We start from the raw sequence: 23565 nt of genomic DNA on the forward strand, positions 1-23565 counted from the left end.
AGTCTGGAAATTTATGGTGGAAAGTGCCCTAGCTTGCGATCGGAATTCGTTGATAATGCCTTCCCATGGATGCCATCGAAGCGGAGATAATGAAACATCTGAAACGTCTGGTTGAAGTCGATCCTCGACCCGGCGATTCGCTTGCGCTTATTGGTTTGGACAGCGTTGCACTTGCGGAACTCACGTTTGAACTGGAAAAGTCGTTTCGAATTCGTTTTGATGAAGACATTGTCGACATTGAAACGGTCCAAGAGTTGATCGATTATGTACGGGACAAAAAGGGCGTGAGTTAACGGTTCATCGCATCGTTGTTTCCGGGGCCGGTGCCAAACGCGGCTCGGGAGTTTGGTTATTGCTGGACATGTCCTGTAAGTGCAAATCCAATGCGACGACGGATATGCGAATCTCCATAATCGACATTGCCAGCGAAATAATCAATAACACCAAGCTGCTGGCGAATAAGAATTTGCTCACCTGAGCCCAACCCAGGAACAGGGTAAACATGCAAACGGTGCACAGCAGCAGGCTGAGCACGCCGAAAGTTTGCATGTCGCGGATCAAGCGAACTCGCAAGCTTAAGTTTTTGATCTGTGCAACATAGACCTCTTGAGGGGACGCTTTGTGGTCCTCATGCAGCTTGCGAATGATGCTGGCTAGTCCCAAGAAGCGGTTGGTGTACGCTAGCAGTAGCAGGGAAATGGTCGAGAAAAGTAATGCGGGCGTCGTCAATTCAATTTGCATATCTATTGGACTTCATCGAAGAAAGCTGACTTTGATGCACTTGGAAATACGCTATAAAGCGAGTACCCAATCGAGTCTCTAACCTTGCTTTCCACTTCACGCGACGATCGAACTATGGCAAATTTCTGGCGAAGCTGGTTTGGAGAGAAACCTCAGGCGCAGGACGAGGTGCGTCAAGAAGTCAAACAGTTGGCGGAGAAAGCCCCGATCCCTTTATTGTGGTTGTTTGGCAAGACTGGCAGCGGTAAAACGTCGATTGTACGATATTTGACGGGTGCCGACGATGCCATCATCGGGTCCGGGTTTCGCCCCGAAACGAAAGCTTCACGGCGATACGATTTTCCGACCAACGAAGAGCCATTGCTCAGCTTTTTGGATACGCGTGGCTTAGGTGAAGCGGCGTATGATCCACAAGTGGATATCGATCAGTTTTCGAAATCCACTCAAGTGTTGCTGGTCACCACGCGGCTAACCGATCATGCTCTGGATCCAATCATTGAACCATTGCGTAAGATCCGTCAGGCTCATCCGGACCGACGAGTGCTGCTGATTATTACGTGTCTTCATCAAGCGGACGCGTCGATTGTATTTCGATCGGACCAAGATCCATTTAAGCCGCGGGACGCAAAACATAATCCGCAACCCGTCGAACTGCCGCCGACGTTTCAAGTGTTGTTGGATGAGAAAAGGAAGCAGTTTGCTGGGCTGTTTGATGTGTTCATTCCGGTCGATCTAACGCATCCAGACGATCACTTTGAGGACCCCAATTTCGGCGGCGATCGTTTGAAGCAAGAGATTGTGTCCGCTTTGCCATATGCATATCGCCAGTCGTTGATAGCGCTGGACGCAGGCAAATCGACTTCGCAAAATACGCGACAGCAGAAAGCGAGGTGGCAAGTGCTCGCTTCCAGTTCGTTGGCTGCGACGGCTGGAGCGGTTCCGATTCCCTGGATCGATATCCCAGCGGTGCTAGCGGTCCAGACGCATATGGCCTACAAGATCGCGGAGATTTACGAGCAGGAGATTACGCCCGCGAATTGGGCGACACTTTCGGGCGCTGTAGGTGGTCAGATTGCCCTGAGGCTAGCTTTGCGCGGCGTCTTGAAATTCATTCCATTCCTAGGGGTGGCCGTCGGTGCCACAAGTTCTTTTGCTTTTACCTATGCGCTTGGGATGTCGTGGGACTGGTACTTTGCGACCATTCGTAACGGTCGAGTTCCCAGTGTGGATCAATTGCGAGAGGTTTTCGCGGAACAGTTGCAGCAAGGTCGTAAACTGTGGGGACTAAGCAGCGAATGATTTCATCTACACGACCAACCTTCCGCACGATCGTCTTGTTCATTCTGTGGACGGCGCCGGTCATACTTTACATTGCGGTCGCGGTAGTCGCTTTGTTTCAAACCGGTTGGTTGGGCAAGATCGCCCTTGCGTTGCCTGTACTATGGGGCCTAGCGTGGATGGTCGCCGCGATTTGGAAGCCATCGAATAATGGGAGTCTTAAGAGCTTGCCCAAGTTCGAAGCGCCTGAGTTTTGGACGCAAAGCGATACCGAAGCGATACAAATCGTCGAAGGATACCGCAAAGAAGCGAGCATTGACCGTATTGGCTTGATCGATCCGGATCGTTACGTCAATGATGCGAAGGAAATTGCCGCTCGACTCTCGCGGCATTATCATCCCAAGGATAGTGACCATGCGTTTTATCGCGTGACAGTCGTAGAAGTCCTAGCCGTAATTCACTTGGCAGCAGAAGACCTTGAACAGTGGACCAGCACCAACGTGCCAGCAGGAAACTTGATCAACGTAGGGCACTTTGCAAAGCTATCGGATTACGCCCGCTATATCGATAATGGTCAAAAGGTTGCATTTCTACTTACCGCTGTCGCGAATCCGGCGAAGCTACTGTTTTATCCTTTATGGCGTAAATCAGGCGTAGTCACTTTGGAGCTTCAGAATGAACTAGCGCAAATGTTGTATCAACAGTACTTGCGCAGCGTCGGACATTACTTGATCGAAATGTTCAGCGGTCGCTTACGCGGCGGGGCAACGGAGTATCGCAATCGCTTTGGCAAGTGGTCTAATGCGATGCACTCTGGCGGTGGTCGGCGCGATTTACTGGATGAAGCTGAGCCCAGTGAAATTGTGATTGCCGTGATGGGGCAAGTGAACGCTGGGAAATCAAGTTTGATCAATGCGTTATTGCAAAACAAGCAGGCGGCGACCAACATTCTGCCTGAGACCAGACAAGTGCAACGTTACGCTTATACTACACCTAACGGCGTCAATGTTGCGTTGTTAGATACCCCTGGCTACAGCGAAGCGGACGTTTCCAAACGTCAACGCCATGAAGTGGAAATTGCTAGTGAAGCGGCTGATATTATCTTGCTGGTCATGGCAGCCCATACTCCAGCCAAAGATGCTGACGTCCGGATGGTGCGAGATATCCAGCACTACTACCGAGAACGATCGCATCTTAAGATGCCGAAAATTGTCGCCGTCCTCACGCACATTGACATGCTGCGTCCTACGCGGCAGTGGGAGCCGCCGTATCAATGGCGTGAACCGCAAAATGCTAAAGAGCAAAGCATGTATGACGCGGTAAGTTATTGCAAAGAATTATTCGGTGCAAACATTGCTGATTATGCCTGCGTTTATACCGGCGAGCAGTACTCGGATGTGACCGCGGTGATGGACGAACTTGTGCCGTTGATCATCGAGCAGCTTGACGAGGGCGAAGCGACGGCGTTGCTGAAAGCGTACTATACGCAGTTGAGTAAAGAGCGGCTGACGCGGCTAAAAAGTCAGTTCGCGGGACTCATTAAACAAGTAGGCCAAATGTTCTTCGATAAGTTTAGCCGCTAGGTTGTCTTGAATTCGGCGTTATGTGAGCGGCAGCAATTATTTGACAGTAGTGGAATTCGCCAGAACTCTATTTCTACTTTGGGAATTCTGGCGAATCCCACTACTTCGGGTATGTATTCATCTGCCGCTCGCTTTAGCGATTACATCAAGTTCATACCGCAGCGTACTTCCGCAGAAGTTCTTCCAACTGGTCAGGTTGGATAGGCTTCGTTGCACAAGCTTCCATGCCAGCGGTCAGGCAGCGATTGAGTACGCCGTCGATTGCGTGAGCGGTCATGGCGACGATCGGCAGATGTTTGCCGGTGGTTTGCTCGCGAGCACGGATGGTTTCGGTCGCTTTCAGGCCGTCCATGATTGGCATTTCTAGATCCATGAGCACGAGATGAAAGTCTTGCTGAGCGGAAGCTTCGACGGCCTCCAGCCCCGAAGCGGCTCCTAAAGCTCGGTGACCAAAAATTTCAAGCAAACCGATCGCGACTTCGCGGTTGATCATCGAATCATCGACGACCAAAATATTTAGAGGTTGCTTCTGCGAAAGCACTTGTCCGGCTAGGCCATCAGCGGGTTGATGGCTGTCCGCTGCGTGGCGAGCGTTCATTGCTGACTTATGAATCACTTCGGAGACAACCATGCGCAGTTCACTGGGTGTCGGGGCCTTGGTCAAACAAGCGCCGAATCCTTGATATTCCTCTTCCGAAGCACCAATTTGGTTGGCTGGAATCGCACAGATGGTCCGCTGATGTAGATTCGCCAAAGCTCGGCAGTTGGCGAACCAATCTGCGTTCGCCGCTTTGTCGAATCCACAGTCGACGATAACGGCTGCAAGCTCATGCGCGGCGATGTTGCCAAACAAGTTGTCATCCAGCGACGGCTGGGATTTCTTCATGGGCAGACAGACAAGTGGCGTACTAGACAGAGCAGCCGCGTAGCTGTGATAGATCGCCTCGCAGTCGGTGACGATCGCGATGGTCGCGGCCTGAGAGGTAGGCCAATCATTCGAGCAGGTATCCTTTTCAACCGCTGCCCGTCGAAGTGGGATTTCGGTATGAAATCGGCTTCCAACTCCCACTTCGCTTTCAACCCACAGTCGGCCTTGCATGAGTTCGACCAGTTGAGCGGAGATGGCCAGTCCCAGGCCAGTGCCACCGTACTTGCGTGTCGTAGAGCTGTCGCATTGTTCAAACGAATCGAAGATCAACTCGCGTTTCTCATCGGGAATACCAGGGCCCGTATCGATCACTTCAATATGCAATCGTTCGGACGTACGCGTATCGCCGGCTGGCAGAACAGAGCAACGCAATTCAACATGCCCGGTGTCAGTGAACTTGATGGCGTTCCCAAGCAGGTTCAAAACGACCTGTCGTAGTCGAACCGGATCACCGGTGATACGTTGAGGGACATCCGGTTCGATATGGACAATTAGCTCAACTTGTTTGTTGGCGGCATGAACCGCTAACAGTTTCGCCACACCACAGATGATTTCTTCCAATTCGTAATCGATCTCTTCCAAGTCGATCTTACCTGATTCGATCTTCGACAGGTCCAAAATGTCATTCAACAAACGCATCATCGCTTCGCCCGACTGACGCACGGTCGACAAGCAATGGCGTTGATGAGCGTTGAGCGGTGTTTTCAATGCTAGTTCGGTCATACCGAGTATGCCGTTCATCGGCGTTCGAATCTCATGGCTCATAGTTGCCAGGAAGCGACCTTTGGCGGCGTTTGCGGCCTCCGCGATATCCTTGGCCGCTCGCAGTTCTTCTTTGGCGCTAAGCAGTTCGTCGGCCGTACGTTGCAGGCGTTCGTAAGAAGTTGTCAGTTCGTCGGCTTTGGCTTGAACGGCTGCTGTTCGTTCGCTGACCTTTTGTTCCAACGTCGCATTCAAGTTCTCGAGGCGCAGAAAGCCTTCCGCGTTCTCTAGAGCTGCACCAGTGATGGTAGCAATAAAGTTTCCTAGATGTTCATCGTTGGCACCAAAGAAGTTTTTGATTCCGCGTTGGCTGATGTAAAGGCAGGAGACAAACCGTTCTCGGACTTTGATTGGAACGTAGATGGTCGAGCAGGTCTGTTGGCTGCGATTAGGTGGCGAGACGGAAATGTTCGATTCCGTGTAGGACTGCGTCTGCCCAGTTCGTAAAACCTGGCGCAAGTTTTCTACGGAGTAACTTGCGTATCCGGCTACTTTCTGGAGATGTTCGTCGTAGTCTACGTCGCTGGGCAAATGGATTAGGAAGCAGTTCTCGCAACGCAAGAGTTGACTTGCGGCCGCTTGCACCTCTTCGTAGATCCGCTCGACAGTCAAGGCTGAGGCGATGCGACGACCGTAGGCCAAGACGAGGTCGAAGCGATCGGCAAGTGCAATCTGTTTGGTCGTTTCTTGATCCTTTTGATACATCTTGCGTGGACCAGAAGCATCCAAGATAGCGAAGATCTTTTGAGCTTCGGCTTGATCGTTCTGATAACCATCCAGCCCAGCGCTCTGGCGAATCTGGTAGCGGCTGTAAAGAGATTTTGCTAACTCAAATTGCGTGCCGATTTGTTTGGCAATTGCGATGCTGCGTGCCAAGCATTTCATGGACTTGGTGATGGATCGTTCCGACGCGTAAATGATCGCCAGCTCTCGCCAAGCGCGAGGCAGATCATTCCTGCAGATGCGTCCTAATTGAATAGCTCGCTTGGCTGCTCGTTTGGCGTTGTTCAGTTCCTGTGAACGTTTCCAAGCATCGTGGGGAGAGGCTTCGAAGGCTAGTTTTCGGTGGGCGGTGGCAAGCCATGAATGGGTAGGAATCGTGTAGCCATTATGGATTTCCGCTTGGTGCGCAATCTGAGCCGATTCCTTCAATGCCTCGATGGCTTGTGGTAAGCGGCCTTGTGTAAGCTCATACATTCCTTTTGCGAAATGGATTTGAGATACGCTTTGCACATTATGGTGTGGCCGTTTAAGTTCCTTGCTGAATGCAAAGCTGTCGATATCACCGTTGGCGGCTCGCACCCAGACGTCAAAGATGATTCCGGATGCGAATTCATCGCCGAGTGCTAGACCGGATTCGTAGTTTTTGCGACATTCGAGAGTCGCTTCGTCAATGCGGCCCAGATGATAAAGCGAAGCGGCGACCTGATATCGAGCAACGTGGACTTGCCAATAGTCGCCGGTGCGTTCCAGTAGTCGGATTGCTTCGCGCCCTTTCTCAATGCTTTCCTCGAATTTTGACGCATAGTAGAGTACGCAACTGTAGAACGTCAGAGTCTGGCCTTCGCCCCAGGCATCGTTCAATTGCCGTCGCAGCGCAAGTGATTTCTCCGAGTACTTGATTGCGCGACCGAACAATGGCACCAAGCACATGGCTGGCGCATGTTCGGAGTAGGCGTGAGCAAGTTCATTGGTGGGGCGTAATCTTTCGGCCATGTTCAAGCCGCGGAGATGAGCTAACAGGCATTCGATTTTGGTACGACAGAACCAGCAACTATAGGCATATTTGCTGAATAGCTGCATCGCCAGAGTTTCAACAGGCGTTGGCTTTCGATTCCGTCGATACAGCAACAGGCTTGGTAGAGCAGTATGAAGAAGTTGTTGGATGCCAGCGCATACAAGCATGGCGATTACAGCCAGCTTTGATTTAGGAATGCGAAAGTTCAGAAGTTGCAGCGCATCTTCAAACATGACGGTGGCATGCTGAGCGTCACCACGTTTGAACGACAACTCGCCCAATTTACTATAGACCTCCGCTTCAGCAAATTTGTTGCTCGCGAGCTGTGAAGCTTGACGCAAGTACTTTTCTGCTTCCATATAATTGCCACGGAGCATCAGCGTACTGCCAAGTCCTTCGGCGATTTCGTAACGCACATGATTCGGTTTATCCACCGCGCCCTGCGCTGCGATACGATACAGACTCTCGGCGCTGTCTAGTGAGTGTTGCTCTCTGGCACGTTTGGCGGTGTCCAATGCGAACTGAAACGCGAGTTGAGGTGCGCCGGCCAAATGGTAATGGTGAGCGATTTCTCCAGAGCGACTTCGCTCGTGCTTGGCCCAATAGTTCGCGAGATTCAGGTGGATGACTTTGCGTTCATCCTCGGAAAACAATTCTTGAGAGACCTGGCGAATCTCTTCGTGAGCAAAGACCAGTGAATCTGAATTGCGTTTCTTCCACAGGAAGCCGCGATCCACGACAATTTGCAACTGTTGTAGCGCAACCTGTGCTTGGATACCTGACAATGCGATGATCGTTTGCGGCTCGAACTCTTTACCGATCAAAGCTCCTAATGCAAGTAGACGTTGGCTCTCCGGTGGCAGTAGATGAATGCGTTGATTGAGAACTTGAGTTACTTCCTGCGATGTATGCATCTTAGAAAGCAACTCTTGTCGCACGATCCAACCTCGGTCATGCGGAACCAATGCACCGTTTTCTAGAAGTGCTCGTAGGACGCTGATCGCGATGTAGGGATTACCGTCAGCAAGCGTTTGAATCACCTCCATCGGCTCTGGAGGTAATCGGCCAGTCATCGATTCGATCAGCGACGCGGTTTGGTCAGCGTTCATTGGGTCCAAATGAATCGTTTCGCATCGCATATCATGCTGAACCGAGCATACGGCGTCATCTTGCGTGGCCGTGAGGATCGTCAGATACTGGCGTTGTGTTTTAGTTAACGCATGCCAATGTCGCAGCAATCGCCGCACGACAGGCGTTGCCCACTGAAGATTTTCCAGCACCATTAGCACTGGGCGCTGGGAAGTACCAAGCACTTCCAAAAATTTTAGCATTGCCTGGATACATCGGTTTTCGCCAAAGGCTTCCGGTCCCAGTTGTTGCGGATCAATGTGCGTGAACAGTGCCGACGATATCGGAAACAAGGAAGCTAAAACGCCAGAGCTATGTTTGGCGGAAGATGCGAAATGCTCTTTAATACGATGGCACGTTTCCGCATCCTGGATTGCATGCTGGACAATATCTTCGAAGATGCTAAAAGGGCCTTGATCGATTGTCTCCTTCGCTTCTCCGTGTAAGACCAGTTGTTTACGCGCATTTGCGATCAACGAAAGTTCGCCGAGCAGGCGGGATTTTCCAGCCCCGGCGGGGCCCTGCACATCGATCAGTTGACCGTTGCCTTGGGCTGCTTGTTCTAATGATCGTGTAAGCTGCGCAAGTTCATCGCCGCGCTGTATAAAGTACGGCTCAATGATCGAAGTTCGCTTGTCTTCGCGGCCAATCGCAATGGCGTCGAATGAGACTTCGTCTTGAAGCGCTGCCTGGATTTGGTTCAAGTCATACAGTAAGCCAGATGCAGTTTGGTAGCGATCCAACGGCGACTTTCGCATCAATCGCTGAACAATATCGTTCAATGCGCGTGGAATCTGCGGATCGAACACGCGAAGGTCAGGCACCTCGGTCGAGACTTGAGCGAATAGCAAGTCACGTAAGTTGGTTACATCAAAGGGCTGCCGTCCGGTGAGCGATCGAAAGAGAATGACTCCAAGTCCATACAAGTCGGCGGCTGGCCCGATTTCAGCGTCGATCGTTCCGAGTTGTTCGGGAGACATGTAGAACGACTGCTCAAGATAGTCGGGCGATTCTATTGAGACAACTTCTGCATATTGAGCGAGGGCAGGAAACCCAGACAATCGAACGCGTGGCGTATGCAAATCCAGCTTGCTAACGCATTCGATATGAGCCGGATTCAAGTCGCGATGGAGTATGCCAAATCGATGCAAATGCTCCAGCGATGAGGCGATACATATCCCAAGACGCACGGTTTCAATCAGGGTTGGACGCGACTGCTGCAAAAGCACCTGCAAGGATGCGGACGCAGGGATCGACTCATGGATTGCGTACAGATACTGTGGACGGACTTCGTAGCTTAAGACCGGATAGACATGCTCGGTCACCAAGCTTTGGCGTGAGCGAGCTTCGCGTTCCAGCAGACGCAACGAGTTCTTTGAGAGTTCGCTTGTACTGACTACCCTCGCAATAACATCGCGTTCTGAAGTGCGGTCTTTGCACTTGACCACCATTGCGCGGTTGGACTGGAACGCAATTTGGCACTGATCATAAAGCGCATGGATCGATGCAAGCGCAGCTTCACCCCAGAAAGCAAGATTAGGTTCTTCGGTTAGAAGCACCGGTTTTTGCATGGCGAGTTGAATTGTTGGAAGCTACGGGGCAAGGTACAGCTTAAAGAAGCGTGCGGTATACCGAACAATTGGTATCACTTGTACAACCCTTGCAGATAGGGCTTAAAAAGCATGAACCATGTTTAGTTGCGTGCCTCTAAAAAACCGCAAATGCAAGAAGCTTTGCGCGTAAATCTTCGCCAACCGAATCAGCTTGCCTAATCGAATCGATTTTGGGGGTTTCCGTACCGGTGATTTCAACCGGAATTAAGCAGGCGATTCGTTTTATGGGTAAGTGTTGATGTGTTGCTATTGCAGATCGATTCGCGAGGGATTCGTGAAGATCCGCAGGTGTTCCTAACCAATTAAATAGACGAGCAAAACTATGCACTTCACTTCGAGCATGGCACGCGAGAATGCGCATTACGTTGAACAGTTCTTTGAAACGAACGTCAAGCGTTTCACTGATGGTTTAGCGCAACTGGACAGTGAGATACCTGCCAACGCCCAGGCGGTGGCGGGAGACCAGTTCCATCAACGCGTAATCGACTTGCTGAAAGAATCACAAGCAGATTGCCGCATCTTTGAGGCGTCCTTGGGCGACGATCAAGAGAGTCTCCAGATAGCACGCAAGCGATTCCTGGCAGAAACAGACCCCTGGCTGCGGAAAAGCTGGTTTGCAAATCGAGCCAGAACCAAGCCCAGCGGTTTTTCTGGCGATTTCGATATGTTAGTGAAAATCTACGAATGGGCGACGCCTGCCACCGGACTGGGCGCCTATTTGGACATGGTCTTTATGGAGATTCCATTGGCCTGCGCTGTCCGCGGAAGAATGAAATCGGTAAGGCAGTTTTTGCTCAACGAAATGCAGCAGCGGACTGGTGAAGTCAGAGTCCTGGATGTGGCCAGCGGACCATGCCGCGAATATTTGGATTGGCCGGTGTTTGATGCAGATCGCAGTATGCACGTATTGACAATGGACAACGACCAACCGGCGTTGGATTACGTGCTGGAGACGGTTGTCCCGCAACTGCCTGATTCGACGAAGCTTTCGCAAGTTCGCTACAACGCTATGCGGACTCGATCGGCAGAATCGACCATTGAGAAATTTGGCAAGTTCGACATCATCTACAGTGTTGGCCTGTGTGACTATTTGACTGACGAACACCTCATCAGCTTGCTGGGCGCGTGGCACAATACGTTGGCCGATGGCGGTACCATGTTTGTCGCGTTCAAAGATACGCGTCGATATGACCATACGCCTTATCAATGGCACTTAGATTGGTTCTTCTATCAACGCACCCATGAAGATGTGTTAGAACTTTACTCGCAAGCAGGATTCGATACATCGAAAATGGAATTCGAGCGTGACGAATCGGGCGTAATCATCAACTATATCGCTCGACAAGATACGGCCACACATATGCGTGTAGACTTGGCACACTCGTTGACCAAGCGCGCTCGACGCGTTCGACGTACTGCCGACCATATGGCAGAGAAGTTAGACTAAGCGTTGCGAAAACAGCGAAGTCCAGATTGTGGTTATTCCGCGAAAGCTTCAGCATTACAGAGCTTTTGCATTAGCAGCCGAAGGAGAATTCCTTTGGCTGTAATTTTTTGAGGGTAGCAGGAAACGCAGGTTAAGCAAATGACCAACTCGAAGCGACAACTGGCGCTTCGTGTGGCAATGCAATGATCGATGTTGACTCGTCCCCGATCGCATCGATCCTAGATTTCGTCATAATGATTTGATCCTCGATCTCGAGGAAAGCGTCGACGACGGTAGGATCAAAATGTTGACCGCGTTGCTCAATGATGAGCTCGCGAGCCATCTCATGCGAGTAAGCGTCCTTGTAGACTCGCTTAGTAGTCAATGCATCGTAGACATCGGCAACGGCAACAATTCTAGCTGCCAGCGGAATCTGTTCGCCGATCAATCCTTCAGGATAGCCCGTACCGTCGAAACGTTCGTGGTGGCTAGCGGCAATGTCGCGAGCCAACTTCAAATACTGGGCGTTGGGATCTGCGTTCACGCTGGCGTCCAATGTATCACGGCCGATGATCGTATGGTTTTTCATGATCTCGAACTCTTCGGCCGTCAGCTTACCTGGCTTGAGCAGAATGCTGTCGGGAATGCCCACCTTACCGATGTCGTGCAACGGACTGGTCAAATAAATGGCGCGAATAAAATCGGGCGTGATTTCATCTTGGTATTTTGGATTCTGCTTTAACTGCGCAGCTAGCATGCGAGAATAATCTCGAATGCGTTCAAGATGAGCTCCGGTGTCTTGGTCGCGGGATTCAGCTAGCTTCGCGAGGGCGAACACCAACAAGTGCTTGTTTTCCAAACCGACAACCCGTTCAGCCACATTCAAGCGGACGATTAGTTCTTCCTTGTCACAGGGCTTGGAGAGGAAGTCGTCAGCGCCACATCTTACGCCTTCAAAAAGATTCTTCTTGCGATCCAAAGTGGTCAATAAAATAAAGTACACATAGTCGCTGAGAATTCGCTCGCGAACGCGGCGGCACAGTTCGATGCCGCTGACTTCTGGCATTTGCCAATCGGAAAGTACAATACGAATATTGCTGGTGCAGATCAGATCGAAGGCTTCTCTACCATTGCGAGCAAGCATGACCGGATAGCCTAGATGTTCAACGATCGCTGCGAGAATTTCGCAGCAAATCGGATCATCGTCGACTAGCAGTACCGTCGGCTTTGGATGGCAACTGGGCGTACTCATGGCTGCTTGATTCTAGTTAGGAGAAAGGAAATCACGGATGCCTGCAAAGCTGGCGGATAGGTGACTGACAAGTGTTTGCGACTCGGTTTCGGATTCACTCAACGCGGCTTGCTCAAGTGCTTTAGCGGCTTTGGCCAGTGGTTTAGCCGAAACGGTTAGTGCGGTGCCCGACAATCGATGCGCGATACGAGCTAATTCCGCGCTGTTCCCGCTTTGCAAAGTGAGCTCAATCTCCTCAAGCTCTTTTTCTGAGTGAGCTACGAAGTTGTTCAGCAGGCGTTCCATCAATTCAATTCGTCCCATGCAACGCTCTAGCAACTCTGTCGTATCGATTGCAACGGAATTGTCATCTGTAGCTCTCGTATCGATTAAATCCATAAGCCAATTATTCTGAACGAAGGAATTCTAACTCTTGCAACGCGATTTCGGTTTCATGACTCTTAGTGAACCTATGCTGGGGCATTGTGAAACGCTAGACCGCAGTCAAGCTGAAGTCAAAACGGAATTCGGTTGTACGAACTAATATTACTTGACGAACACCAGTTTGTTGGCTGCAGTATTGGCAGTTTCCCTGCCTATGATAGATTCAGTTCGCTTTCGGCCGACCGGAAATGAACAAAGGCTTGTAGTGTCTGAAGAATTTAGTTTGAACTCCCCTACCCTGTGGCTTCCACTGGCCGCTGCGATTTGCTTCGCTATCGCGTCGGTGGTGGTCAAGCGAGCGAGTTCCCTGGGAGTGGACATATGGCGGATTTGCTTTGTGTCCAATATGGTGACCACCAGCAGCTTTTTGCCATTTCTCTTTTTCGCTGACACCTTGCCCGCCTGGCGTTTATGGTGGCAACCCACGCTTGTGGCAGCGCTCTTTATTATTGGGCAAGTGTTTACTTTGGTTGCGATGACTAATGGCGAGATCTCTGTCGCCGCTCCGGTGCTGGGACTGAAAATCATCTTTGTGCCGATCTTTTTGAGCTGGCTGCAGATCGCTGCGTTGCCCAGCGCCATGTGGATCGCATGTGCTCTGGCCGCTCTCGGCATTGCTTTATTGAATGTTACCGATCAGCGCAGTGCCCGCTCGCGGGTATGGTTTTCGGTGGTTTGCGCTAGTTCTGGGGCTGCTGCTTACGCCTTATTTGATGTGTGTGTACAAGAGTTTTCGCTGCATTGGCAACAGGCGGCGTTCCTGCCGATAATGCTGATGATTTGTATGGTGATGTCGATCGGCTTCATTCCATTTTTTAAGGCGCCTATCCGGGAGATTTCGCCGGCTGCTTGGCGAAGCTTACTAGGTGGCACCGTGTTGTTTGCCATTCAAGCCTTAGGGATCGTCGGTGCGATCGCTTTTTGGGGGCATGCGGCCGAGGCCAACGTGGTATACAGCACCCGGGGACTTTGGGGGCTGCTGTTCATATGGTTGTTGGGATCCAAGATGGCCGTGGCTGACACCAGCCTCAGTAACCGAGTCTTTATGATTCGTTTGTTAGGGGCGGTCTTTTTGATGCTCGCTGTCGCCGTGGTCATCCATATGGGTAATCCATAGTTTTTTCATAAAAGTAAGTAACAATCGATTGACGATGCACGGTAGGTCGCTAAGAATACAGGCAGGGTTCCTCCCTAAATGCGAATTAGCGTTCCGTTATCGTTCGTAGTGCTCTTCTGTGACCGCTCCAATCCACATGTTGTCTGATGGTTTCGCCGTGCAGCCCAATCGGGGTTCGTGTCGGCGTGTGCTTGGACTGGTAGCCGCAATTTGCTTGCTTGTGGTCCTGAACTGCACCCATTCTTTTGCAGGTTGCGCGCGGGAACGGGACCCATTCAGCGAAGTCAATATCGCTCAAATGACTGGTTTGCAATCGCACCAGTTGGTTTTGATGCCGCGTTGCTTTTGGAAATATACCGACGGCCAATTGATCATTGATTATGGTACGCCGTGGGTACCTTGCGACGGTCCAGCTTGTAAACCGCCGCGAAGGCAAAGTTCCAACGATTTGCAAACGGCCGCTACTGTAACCAGCCGATTGTCTACGGAGCAACTGGGAGGGCAAGTTGCATTGTCGCCACCGGAACAGCAAACTCCTGACTATCGATTTCTCGACAGCGATTCTACGTTCACCTCTTCACACCGCTCGCCTCTTGAGCGTCCTCCCATTCTGGCCTAGGGCAACATCGGGCCTCATCTGGCTATGGAAAGACATCCACGTTCTGTAATCGCAATTCGTTGCGATTAACGTCACTGGTGTCAAGGTTCTGGCTACAGATCCTGACGCTACAGGTGGAATCCTTAACAGGATCGACTGCGTCTTTACCGTAGTAGTTCTTGAGGCCTTCGTTATTGACCCCCGCGTCCTCCTGCGCTCACGTAAAACTTTGCTCGTCGAGTATTGTTTGCCTGTTGCACGCAGAGGTGCGGTTAATTGACCTCGCAGAGTTCGCTCTGCGCGTGGCAAACCAGTCGGTTCCTTCTTTTGTAATCGTTCGCCTATTGCCAAGAACGGTTTCGTTCTTTTCAACAACAGCAGCTATGCCCAAGGTATTCCTATGTTTAATTCCTATTTGAAGCGACAAGCATTTACGCTGGTCGAACTTCTCGTTGTCATTGCGATCATCGGTGTGTTAGCTGGCTTGCTTTTGCCAGCGATCAGTCAAGCTCGTGAGTCAGCACGAAAAATGCAATGTTCCAGCCATATTCGCCAGATTCAGTTGGCGGCACTACTGTATGAGAACTCTTACAGATGCTTGCCGGCGGCTATGGTTTCGAACCAGTTCGACCATAGTTCCGGTCTTCCCAGGACTCTGTCCGACATCTCTTTGCACGCAAGAATATTGCCACATATTGAAGAGATGAGTATTTACAACACCATCGACTTTAACCTTCGATATAACCATCCGATAAATGCGCAGGCCCAGCGCTATACCGTAAGTCTTTTTCGTTGCCCCTCAGACCCCGGCAAGTTTATTCCGCGGTCGGTAGGAGCGATCAACAATTACTATGGCAACTCAGGCACAGTGCCTTTGTACACTCGAACCGTTGGCAACGCGGCGGCGTTAGCAAATTTGCCAGACCACGACGGCGTATACTTTCATGATTCCTATCTCAAACTCTCTGCAATCGTCGACGGGATGAGTAATACGGTTGGATTTTCCGAACGACTTTCGGGTGACTTCAGCAATCGAGTATCTTCGCCAAAGACGGATACTTTTCAGCCAGGTACAACCCCGGCCGACGCAGATGAGGCGTTAGTCCAGTGCAATGACACCAACCTGTCCGATCTATCGCGTCAGGGTTTTTCGGAAATTGGAGCTCCGTGGATTCGAGGCTACCATTCGACCACAACGTATTATCACATCAATGGTCCCAACGGACGCTCGTGTATGTATCCGCCTGGTCGCATAATGACGACAGCTTCTAGCTATCACTTTGGCGGGGTCAATGTGGCATATATGGATGGTTCAACGCGAACCATTTCCGAAAGCATTGATATTCCTACTTGGCGTGCGATTGGGACGCGAAGTAATTCTGAATCGATGCTCTTCAGCCCCAATAACAACTAATTCGATCAGCCGCCGTTAGCTCTCACGTTCAATAAGATTTCGCAAACTTAAGGCACAGGATTCACAATGAAAATTTTCTCACATCTCTCCGCTCAAGTCCTCGGTATTTTCGCGTTAGCATTCGCTTCTGCGTCGAACGGTTTTGCACAGGTCAGCGAACTGCCGAAGCCTATTCCCAAGAATCGTGTCGACATCAAGCACAATCTGGAAGCGTTGAAGGAACGTTCGCCGCGATTGAAAATAGATCTGTCACCTGCGGACCGCGCTGGTGGCGCCTCTCCCAGTGTGAATAATGCTCGAGCTCGCGCGTACTTTCTTCCGCAGGAATGGTTTGCTGGTGAGCAGCGTACGGGCGGCCAGCAGAACGACGGGCAAGTTGACTATCGATTAAAGACGCAATGTTTCTGGGTCGTCTCACGTGGAAACAACTGCCACTATTGCTTGGGGCATCAGGAACATAAGCTAGCCATGCTGGAGTTAACCGATGACGAAATTGCGGCGTTGGATTCTGACTGGAGCGAGTTTGATGATCGGACGCGCTCAGCTTTAAAGTTGGCTCGCACGATGACTCTGGAACCACATCAGATTCAAGATTCGGACATTGAAGTGCTTAAGCCACATTTTTCCGATGCTCAGATCATCGAACTTGTCTACACCATTGCGAGATTCAATGCCACGAACCGTTGGACCGACTCGTTGGGATTGCCGCAAGATCATGAGATGCGAGGCTCCGCGATTCATTTTACCAGCCAGACTTCCAATCGCTGGTTATCGGCCCCGTCGATCGTCGCACCAGATCCAAGTGCCCGGCGAGTGTTGCCCAGTCAAGCGGAAGTTACAGCAGGATTGGAGCTGGCAGCAAAACGAAGCCCGCGAGTCGCGTTGCCCTCACCTGAGCATTGCCGAGAAGTATTAGGGATGGAGGATACTGATTCAATGAACGATTGGCATCGTGTTGTGGTGGCCTTGAATAATGCGCCCGCTGCGATGCTGAACAATCATGCCACCATGGTGCAACATGAAGAGCTTTCGCCAGCGTTAAAACTGGCGGTCATGCGTCGCTCGGCGTTGTTGAACCGCAGTTGGCTGAGCTACGGGATGGCGGAACGCGATTTGAGTCACTTAGAGGGCAGCGCGATAGCAAGTGCGACTCAGGATGCATCGTTCGAGCAAGCGATTGAATTCACCGACAAACTTACTTGCCAGCCGTACGCCATCAGCGACGCTGACATTGTGGCTTTGCAGAAGCACTTTAGTGACCGCCAAGTCGCACAATTGGTGCATGTCATTGCGACCGCCAACGCGATGGACCGGCTCTGTGAAACATTGGGGTTAAAACTGTAAGCTTATTCCACTGTACAACGAGCTCAAAAGCAGTGTATCTGTGGATAGAGTCGCTTGCCCGGAACTCAAATTTACAGCGGTAAGTTGCTCGGCAGCACGGACACTGCTGGAGAGCCCGAAAAGTTGAGCGCCGATTCGGATCGACAGGTTTTCGGTTAACGCCATGGCTAGTTCTGATTTCGCATCGACGAAGCCTGCAATTCGAGTGCGTTCAGCTTCAATATGATCTCTTGCATTGACGATGCGTAGAAGCGTCGTTGAACTCGATCCCAACGTCGCGCCAAGTCCGGCGCTGAAACGGTTAGTCCAAATCCATCTGTATCCGACCATGCCGCGTTGAACACCGATTTGGAGAAACGGGCTGTTTGCCTTCGTTTCATTCGTCCACATGGCACCGTTGGGCTCGACTCGCATTCGCAGCCGGTCATCCTGGTATACCCAGCGCATGCCAGTGAAAGCGTATTGGAAAGGGTTGTCGCGGAGCAGAAAGTTTAATTGGCCAATCGCGTAGGTAGCGTTGCGATCGATCGACACATCGTGCTCAAGAAAAGAAACTTCCGGAAAGGTTGCAAAGCCAGAGATGTCTTGGAACCGCTTCGCCTCGTTATAGTTCGCATAGTCGAGTAAAAATTCAGTGCCAATCCGGTCAGTCCATTGATAAGCCGTCCGAACCTGAAAACCGGGGGCACCAGTCCAATCCCAACGTTTTGAATTGGCCCAATCTGTGTTGGTTAAGAGTTCGTGATTCGTTCGACTTTCAAAGTACCAAGCAGTGTTGAATTGCAACTCAATACGGGAGACATCGTCTTCGTCCCACCATAGTCCATCGTTGGGCGGATCGATCACCCTGGATACAGCTCCGAAGATACCAACTGCCCCGAGAGTCGCTAAAGTGCCTGCGAGGCTATCTAAGTCTTCAGTTTCATCATCCGATATCGATCGAAAACCAGATCCATTGGTCAAGCAATCTGCGCGTCGCCGTTCTTCTCGCGAGGGACGACTCTTCCTTTTTTCGGGAGCGTCTGGATTATCTTGCAACTGCCCGACGCCATCTTCTCGTTGTTCAGGGGTCAATTGGCTGAGATCGCCAGCGACACAAGGTGGCGACGAACCGAGGATGGTCGCGACAATGCAAGCGGAAGAAAATGTCAATCTAAGACTGCAAGCAAACTGAGTCACATTCTAGCTCGGCGGCGACTATGGCAAGGTGGAATCAGTAGCAGTAGCAATTCCTCGTTGCAAAGTCCAGATCAATCGCCGCGGCCTTAGCGCTAAAGCGCGGATGTCGCACAGTCTGGAACCTGAGCTGCGATGCATCGGATGAAAGCGAAATCAATTGCGGACTCAACTGCAATCAACTGGCGATTCTTGATGCTTCAGGTTGACTTGAAGCTGGCGTTGGTTTTTTGTTCGATGCGTTGAATGATTTTGACGGGGCCTTGGTTGATTTCCATGGTGATATCTTGGTCAATCGAACTGCTTTCCATGCGACCGGCGTTGCTGTCAAAGTAGATTGTGCCTTGAGTGTCTTGGTTGGTCACTTTGACGATATCGCCTTCGGTAACAAATTGCATTTCTAGTTTGACGTCGATCTTTTGCAGCGGCTTTCCGTCTTTGTTCGCTTCGGTGCCTTGAAACGTGTACGTGCTCTTGAGTGTAACGCTGCCTAGTGGATTAGGAGTGGAAGATTCCTGGCTCCAACTGTCGCCTTTGCTGACTGGATAATCCGGAAAGACGGGCGAGGCTTTCTCGATCATTTCGGTCATCATTCCTTCGGAACCACCAGGTAGGAGGGGGCTGGCGCGGAGTGCACTGAGAACTTCTTCGGGGATGACGACATCGGAGATTTTGCCTAAGGAGGACATCTTCTGCGTGCACTTGGCATTCACCAGAGGTCGAAGCATGGAGCCAATTTGTTGTCCAATGCCAGGTGGGTCGGTATCGAGGTTTGTGTCGACGGTAAGTTTGCCGGTTTGTGGAGTTTGCATCGTCATGACCGCTCGCTTGAGCACATTCTCGATCGACGCGTTGCCTTGTTCATCCACACTGCGAACCTTCCACGACATTTCCATGTTGGTCGCTTGGTCAACGTTGATGTTGTTCCCGTTCATTTGCATCGATTGCTTCATCGTCTGCTGCATTTGTGTGCTGATCTCTTGGTCGGGTGTGAACTTCCATTTGAGCAGCGTCCCCGTTTTGGCGCTGGCATCTTGGGCATTCAACGGCAAGCAACAACCGATGGCCAGCAGTAGGGTGCAGGAAGCTAATAATCGCAACATGGCAAAGCTCGCAGTTCTAACATTGGAATTCAGAGGTGGAAGGCGTTCTCAGTGAACCCGTGTCTTGGTCGCGGCGTCTTGCAAGTTTAAGACTTTCCACCGATTGGCTCCAGCAGGTTCAAAGAACAATCAAGATAAATCTAGCATTGCTGCAATGGGGAAACCAGTACCGAAGTGGAGCTCGTTTGAGATTCGGAAATCGGACTAGTGATGGACTGGATATTACTGCAGAGTTGGGTGGGGGGGGCATCCGACGATGCGGGAGAAAGCGAAGTGTAGGGAAACGAAAAAAGCCTCGCTGACGAGCAAACGTGAATTTGCGCGTCATGAGGCTTTTTGTGCGTTTTTGATCCTTGCTCGCTCGCCTGCGATCCTAAACCACTGACGTGGCGGAACTTAGACGAGTTCTTTCTTCGCGCCGATCAGCGTTCGAAGGCGTTCGGCCAGAAGTCTGGCGTCGAAAGGCTTCTTGAACGTCTCATTGATAGCCGAACGATCGAAGCTCATTACGGAGCCGTCATCTGGTAGCAATGCGATCAACGTGATTTCGGTGAAATCCAGGTTCTTGCGGAGATTTTGACAAATCTGCAAGGCTTCGATCTTTCCGATAGAAAAGTCAACGATCATGCAATCCGGATGGAAGCTCTCGGCTTGGATGCCCGCTTCGAAGCCGCTGGCGGCTACCGAAACTTTAAAGCTCTTCTCAGGAGGCAACTCGCGCTTGAGGTTCTCAATGAGGACTTGATCTTGCGCGACGATCAAGACCTTGGCCATGGCCTCATCTTCCAAGTCCCCAAGCGGCATTCCATGCTCTTTGAGGAATTTGATTAGATACTCTCGGGGAATTCGACGGTCCTGTGAACCTGGGATGCGGTACCCTTTGAGTCGGCCGGAGTCGAACCATTTGCTAACGGTTCGTGGGGCCACCTTACAGATCTTGGCGACCTGTCCCGTGGTGAACACCTTCATAAATAAGTCTCCGTTACCTACTTTTTTCTGAACTCGTGGTTTAGGTGTGAGCACGCTTCGTATTGCTACGCAAACATGCTTACATTTTGGATCACCCGCAATTCGTTCTCGAGCTGATGACATGTGGTTTCTGATTGCAACTAGCGGATCCGTCCACAATCTTGCAAACTCCGACACATGCTTCCTGCTGGATATCAGCTCAGGAACAACTGGGTCCGGGTTACCCGAGACGTGCGATTTTCCGTAATGCAGGATTGAATCCATTCTTTCCTGCAATCTGAATTGTCGCTCTTACTCTGATCGTTACTTTTAACGATTTCGCCAAGCTCTCAAGTAGAATCCTTCGTTGATCAATCTAAACCGCACCCCAATACGAGATTGATAACGAAATCTGATCCTACTTTCTTGCAAAGCGATGCTGCCAGAATTTTTGACGAGAGGCGTCGTATTTGCACACGAGTTGCCATCGCCGTAGGGTGTAGCCAGAGAACCAGCGACTACCGTGCGGCGTGATGACCGGACAAGCACTAGGTGCCTGCCGGTGTTTCAAATTCCCCCCAAAAACCTGTCCAGCACTCCTGATCCTCGCCTCCAGTACCGGCGCTGGTGCAACCGGTACGGGATGAACGAACAGAATAAGCTGTCCAGGACTAAGTTTCGTTCCAATAGGGGTTATTACTTTAGAAAGATTGATCGCTTCTGTGAGAGTAAGTGCAATTCGTGGCGTGCTCGCTAAGTCAAGACAGTTTTTTCGGTAATTTCGCATTTTCTTCACAAAATCGCTAACTAAGTTTTGCACGTATCAGCCACCCAGGCCATCCAAATAGCCGAAACGGCGCGGTCTCGAATTTCCTGCCATACTCTGCTCGGTAGATCTAATAATTGACGGGGATTTCGGTAGAATGTCGGTTTCCAAGTCGCAAGGACTGACTTGCGACGCTGCCCGTTTCACACGCCGCTGCCGGCCCTTGGTCGCTGGAGTGCTCGCCGCCTACGACGGTCGCTCCCATCCAGTCACCCCATAGCCTGTGGCGATTAGAAGTCTTATGTCAACAAAAACTGCCAAGCCTACCACCTATAAGATTGCGGAAGCTGAAGCTTCGCTCCAAAAATATGATTACCGTTTGCCAATGAAGTTCGGGAACCGGACCGTCAATGACGTGACGCTGCAACGCGTTGCCGTTGTCTTGGAGGAAAAGGGCAAGCGGCGCAAGAGCTATGGAATTGGAGAGATGACGTTGGGTTCAAGTTGGGCTTGGCCATCCAAAACGCTACCTGCCGAGCAGACCTTGCGGATCGTCGCCGGTTTGGTCAACGAGTTGGTGAAAGCGATTCCGGACATCGAGTTCGGTACGCACCCACTCCATTTTGGGCTGAACTTAATCGCCGCTGCAAAAAACGTGGCGATTGCGTTGGCCGAAAAAATGAAGCTCGCTGAACCGATTCCTGATCTGGCAATTCTGTTGGCTTGTTCGCCCATTGATGCTGCCGTTCACGATGCGTTTGGCCGTTACCACCAACGTTCTTCGTTCGCATGTTTGGGCCCTGAGTTTTTGGAAGGCGACCTGGAGCAGTTTTATGGGCCTGCTTTTGCGGGTATCAAAATTACCGACACCATCCGTGAAACACCCGTAACGACGTTGCCACTGTATCACCTTGTCGGCGCCTCAGACCCACTTTCCGCCCGTGAACAGAACAGTCGTATCAATGACGGACGTCCTGAGACATTAGAAGAGTGGATCATTGCCGAGCAACTCACGCACTTAAAGATTAAGCTTTGTGGCACCGACCTGGACTGGGATGTGGGACGCGTGGTCGAAATCGACCGCATTGCAACCAAGGCCGCTCCATCGCGATCGTGGTGGTACTCGTTAGACTTTAACGAAGCTTGTCCCAACGAGGACTATGTGATCGATTTTCTAGAGCGAGTGGACCGTCTTAGTCGTTCGGTACACGAGCGAATCCAGTACGTAGAGCAGCCCACCACACGCGTAATGGCGTCCCGTCGGGATATCACTATGCACCGCGTCAGTCGTCTCAAACCAGTGGTGGTCGACGAATCGCTGGTTGGTATCGACTCGCTGAAACTGGCGCATCAGTTGGGTTACTCCGGAGTTGCATTGAAAGCTTGCAAGACGATTACCGAATGCATTCTTTTGGCACCAGCCGCAAAATCCATGAAGATGGCGTTATTTTTTCAAGACCTAACCTGTGTCGGTTCGTCCTTCCTGGCCTCCGCTTCTATGGCCGCTCATATCAATGGCATCGCGGCTGTGGAAGGCAATGGACGGCAGTACTGCCCAGCGGCCAACGCGGCTTGGGAGCCGATCTACATGCCGATGTTCAAGATTATCGGGGGCGTAGTACCCACCGAGCTGCTCAACGGCATCGGGCTTGGATACCGTTGGCCCGAAAGCGAGCTGCCAAAAGGCTTCAGCTCGCTAGCAAAATAGAACTGCGGCACAACGCAAGGTTTGCTCGCAGGAAATCCAACCCTAGTAACCTACATAGCCATTGCTGCGGTACCAACCATAGGGGTAGGTCACGTAAACGCGATGGAGGGAGGGTTGGTACGTATGGTAGTTGGGAAATCCTACCGATGGTCGCGCCGCATATTCCCCTGTCGCTTGCTGCTGCATCAGGCTCAACGTGCGTTGATCGGCCAACATTTGATTACGAATCTGTTTGCGTGTTAATGGAGCAGGAGCGTCCTCGACTGCTTCCTCTTGATAAACTGGGCTGCTTTTCGTAGTTGTCGTCGTCGTTTTGCGAGCTTCTTGACCGAAAGCGTGACCCGATAGAGCGAGGCTTGCAACGAGTACGGCGCAGCAACAGGCTGTGATATAGCTTCTCATGTGTTTCTAAAATTCCTCTCGTAAGATACAACAGTGGGTTGTGTAGGCGAGAAGAGTCATCCATGAGACTTCTTGACCGCGAGTTGCTGATTCCTCAGAATCGACATCCTGTGCTAC

17 protein-coding genes are annotated in these 23565 nt (G+C 51.2%); 9 read left to right on the plus strand and 8 right to left on the minus strand.

Annotated elements, in window-relative coordinates; all coding sequences use genetic code 11:
- Positions 1-89 precede the first annotated feature (89 nt).
- Positions 90-293, plus strand: coding sequence for an acyl carrier protein (locus SH302x_RS10320; protein WP_479368632.1), 204 nt, complete (start codon positions 90-92; stop codon positions 291-293).
- A 4-nt stretch (positions 294-297) separates the two neighbouring features.
- On the opposite strand, the gene SH302x_RS10325 is transcribed toward SH302x_RS10320, so the two are convergent.
- On the minus strand, positions 298-741 hold the full coding sequence (locus tag SH302x_RS10325; protein WP_479368633.1) for a DUF2721 domain-containing protein: 444 nt from the start codon (positions 739-741) through the stop codon (positions 298-300).
- Positions 742-855: 114 nt separating this feature from the next.
- On the opposite strand from SH302x_RS10325, the gene SH302x_RS10330 reads away from it, so the two are divergent.
- Together SH302x_RS10330 and SH302x_RS10335 are read left to right on the plus strand one after the other, a co-directional pair.
- A complete protein-coding gene (locus SH302x_RS10330; RefSeq protein ID WP_479368634.1) occupies positions 856-2040 on the plus strand; it encodes a YcjF family protein in 1185 nt (394 codons plus the stop codon).
- On the plus strand, positions 2037-3602 hold the full coding sequence (locus tag SH302x_RS10335; protein ID WP_479368635.1) for a GTPase family protein: 1566 nt from the start codon (positions 2037-2039) through the stop codon (positions 3600-3602). The genes SH302x_RS10330 and SH302x_RS10335 overlap by 4 nt, the downstream gene beginning before the upstream one ends.
- A gap of 151 nt (positions 3603-3753) precedes the next feature.
- Here the strand turns inward: SH302x_RS10335 and SH302x_RS10340 are convergent, their stop codons facing one another.
- Complete coding sequence (locus tag SH302x_RS10340) at positions 3754-9729, minus strand: ATP-binding protein (RefSeq protein ID WP_479368636.1); 5976 nt, start codon at positions 9727-9729, stop codon at positions 3754-3756.
- Between the two features lie 364 nt (positions 9730-10093).
- Between SH302x_RS10340 and SH302x_RS10345 the strand changes: the two genes are divergently transcribed.
- Positions 10094-11218, plus strand: a complete 1125-nt coding sequence (locus tag SH302x_RS10345) for a class I SAM-dependent methyltransferase (protein ID WP_479368637.1) — start codon at positions 10094-10096, stop codon at positions 11216-11218.
- Positions 11219-11348: 130 nt separating this feature from the next.
- Here the strand turns inward: SH302x_RS10345 and SH302x_RS10350 are convergent, their stop codons facing one another.
- Positions 11349-12449: an HD domain-containing phosphohydrolase gene (locus tag SH302x_RS10350; RefSeq protein ID WP_479368638.1), complete on the minus strand. Its 1101-nt coding sequence runs from the start codon at positions 12447-12449 to the stop codon at positions 11349-11351.
- Between the two features lie 12 nt (positions 12450-12461).
- On the minus strand, positions 12462-12827 hold the full coding sequence (locus SH302x_RS10355) for an Hpt domain-containing protein (protein WP_479368639.1): 366 nt from the start codon (positions 12825-12827) through the stop codon (positions 12462-12464).
- Positions 12828-13095: 268 nt separating this feature from the next.
- On the opposite strand from SH302x_RS10355, the gene SH302x_RS10360 reads away from it, so the two are divergent.
- From SH302x_RS10360 to SH302x_RS10375, 4 genes are all read left to right on the plus strand, one after another.
- Positions 13096-13989 (plus strand): EamA family transporter, encoded by an 894-nt coding sequence (locus tag SH302x_RS10360; RefSeq protein WP_479368640.1) that lies wholly within the window; start codon positions 13096-13098, stop codon positions 13987-13989.
- A 298-nt stretch (positions 13990-14287) separates the two neighbouring features.
- A complete protein-coding gene (locus SH302x_RS10365) occupies positions 14288-14608 on the plus strand; it encodes a hypothetical protein (protein ID WP_479368641.1) in 321 nt (106 codons plus the stop codon).
- A 379-nt stretch (positions 14609-14987) separates the two neighbouring features.
- The gene (locus SH302x_RS10370) at positions 14988-16001 is read left to right on the plus strand and encodes a DUF1559 family PulG-like putative transporter (RefSeq protein ID WP_479368642.1); all 1014 of its coding nucleotides are present in this window, start codon (positions 14988-14990) and stop codon (positions 15999-16001) included.
- 66 nt (positions 16002-16067) lie between these two features.
- Positions 16068-17345, plus strand: coding sequence for a carboxymuconolactone decarboxylase family protein (locus SH302x_RS10375; protein ID WP_479368643.1), 1278 nt, complete (start codon positions 16068-16070; stop codon positions 17343-17345).
- On the opposite strand, the gene SH302x_RS10380 is transcribed toward SH302x_RS10375, so the two are convergent.
- From SH302x_RS10380 to SH302x_RS10390, 3 genes are all read right to left on the minus strand, one after another.
- Positions 17334-18497, minus strand: a complete 1164-nt coding sequence (locus tag SH302x_RS10380) for a hypothetical protein (protein WP_479368644.1) — start codon at positions 18495-18497, stop codon at positions 17334-17336. The two genes, SH302x_RS10375 and SH302x_RS10380, sit on opposite strands and share 12 nt — an antisense overlap.
- 224 nt (positions 18498-18721) lie before the next feature.
- Positions 18722-19624, minus strand: coding sequence for a DUF6263 family protein (locus SH302x_RS10385; protein ID WP_479368645.1), 903 nt, complete (start codon positions 19622-19624; stop codon positions 18722-18724).
- 396 nt (positions 19625-20020) lie between these two features.
- A complete protein-coding gene (locus tag SH302x_RS10390) occupies positions 20021-20593 on the minus strand; it encodes a helix-turn-helix domain-containing protein (RefSeq protein ID WP_479362771.1) in 573 nt (190 codons plus the stop codon).
- Positions 20594-21639: 1046 nt separating this feature from the next.
- On the opposite strand from SH302x_RS10390, the gene SH302x_RS10395 reads away from it, so the two are divergent.
- Positions 21640-23046, plus strand: coding sequence for an enolase C-terminal domain-like protein (locus SH302x_RS10395; RefSeq protein WP_479368646.1), 1407 nt, complete (start codon positions 21640-21642; stop codon positions 23044-23046).
- 42 nt (positions 23047-23088) lie between these two features.
- On the opposite strand, the gene SH302x_RS10400 is transcribed toward SH302x_RS10395, so the two are convergent.
- Positions 23089-23448: a hypothetical protein gene (locus tag SH302x_RS10400; protein WP_479368647.1), complete on the minus strand. Its 360-nt coding sequence runs from the start codon at positions 23446-23448 to the stop codon at positions 23089-23091.
- Between the last annotated feature and the right edge of the window lie 117 nt (positions 23449-23565).

This window comes from Njordella calcicola (assembly GCF_056494125.1).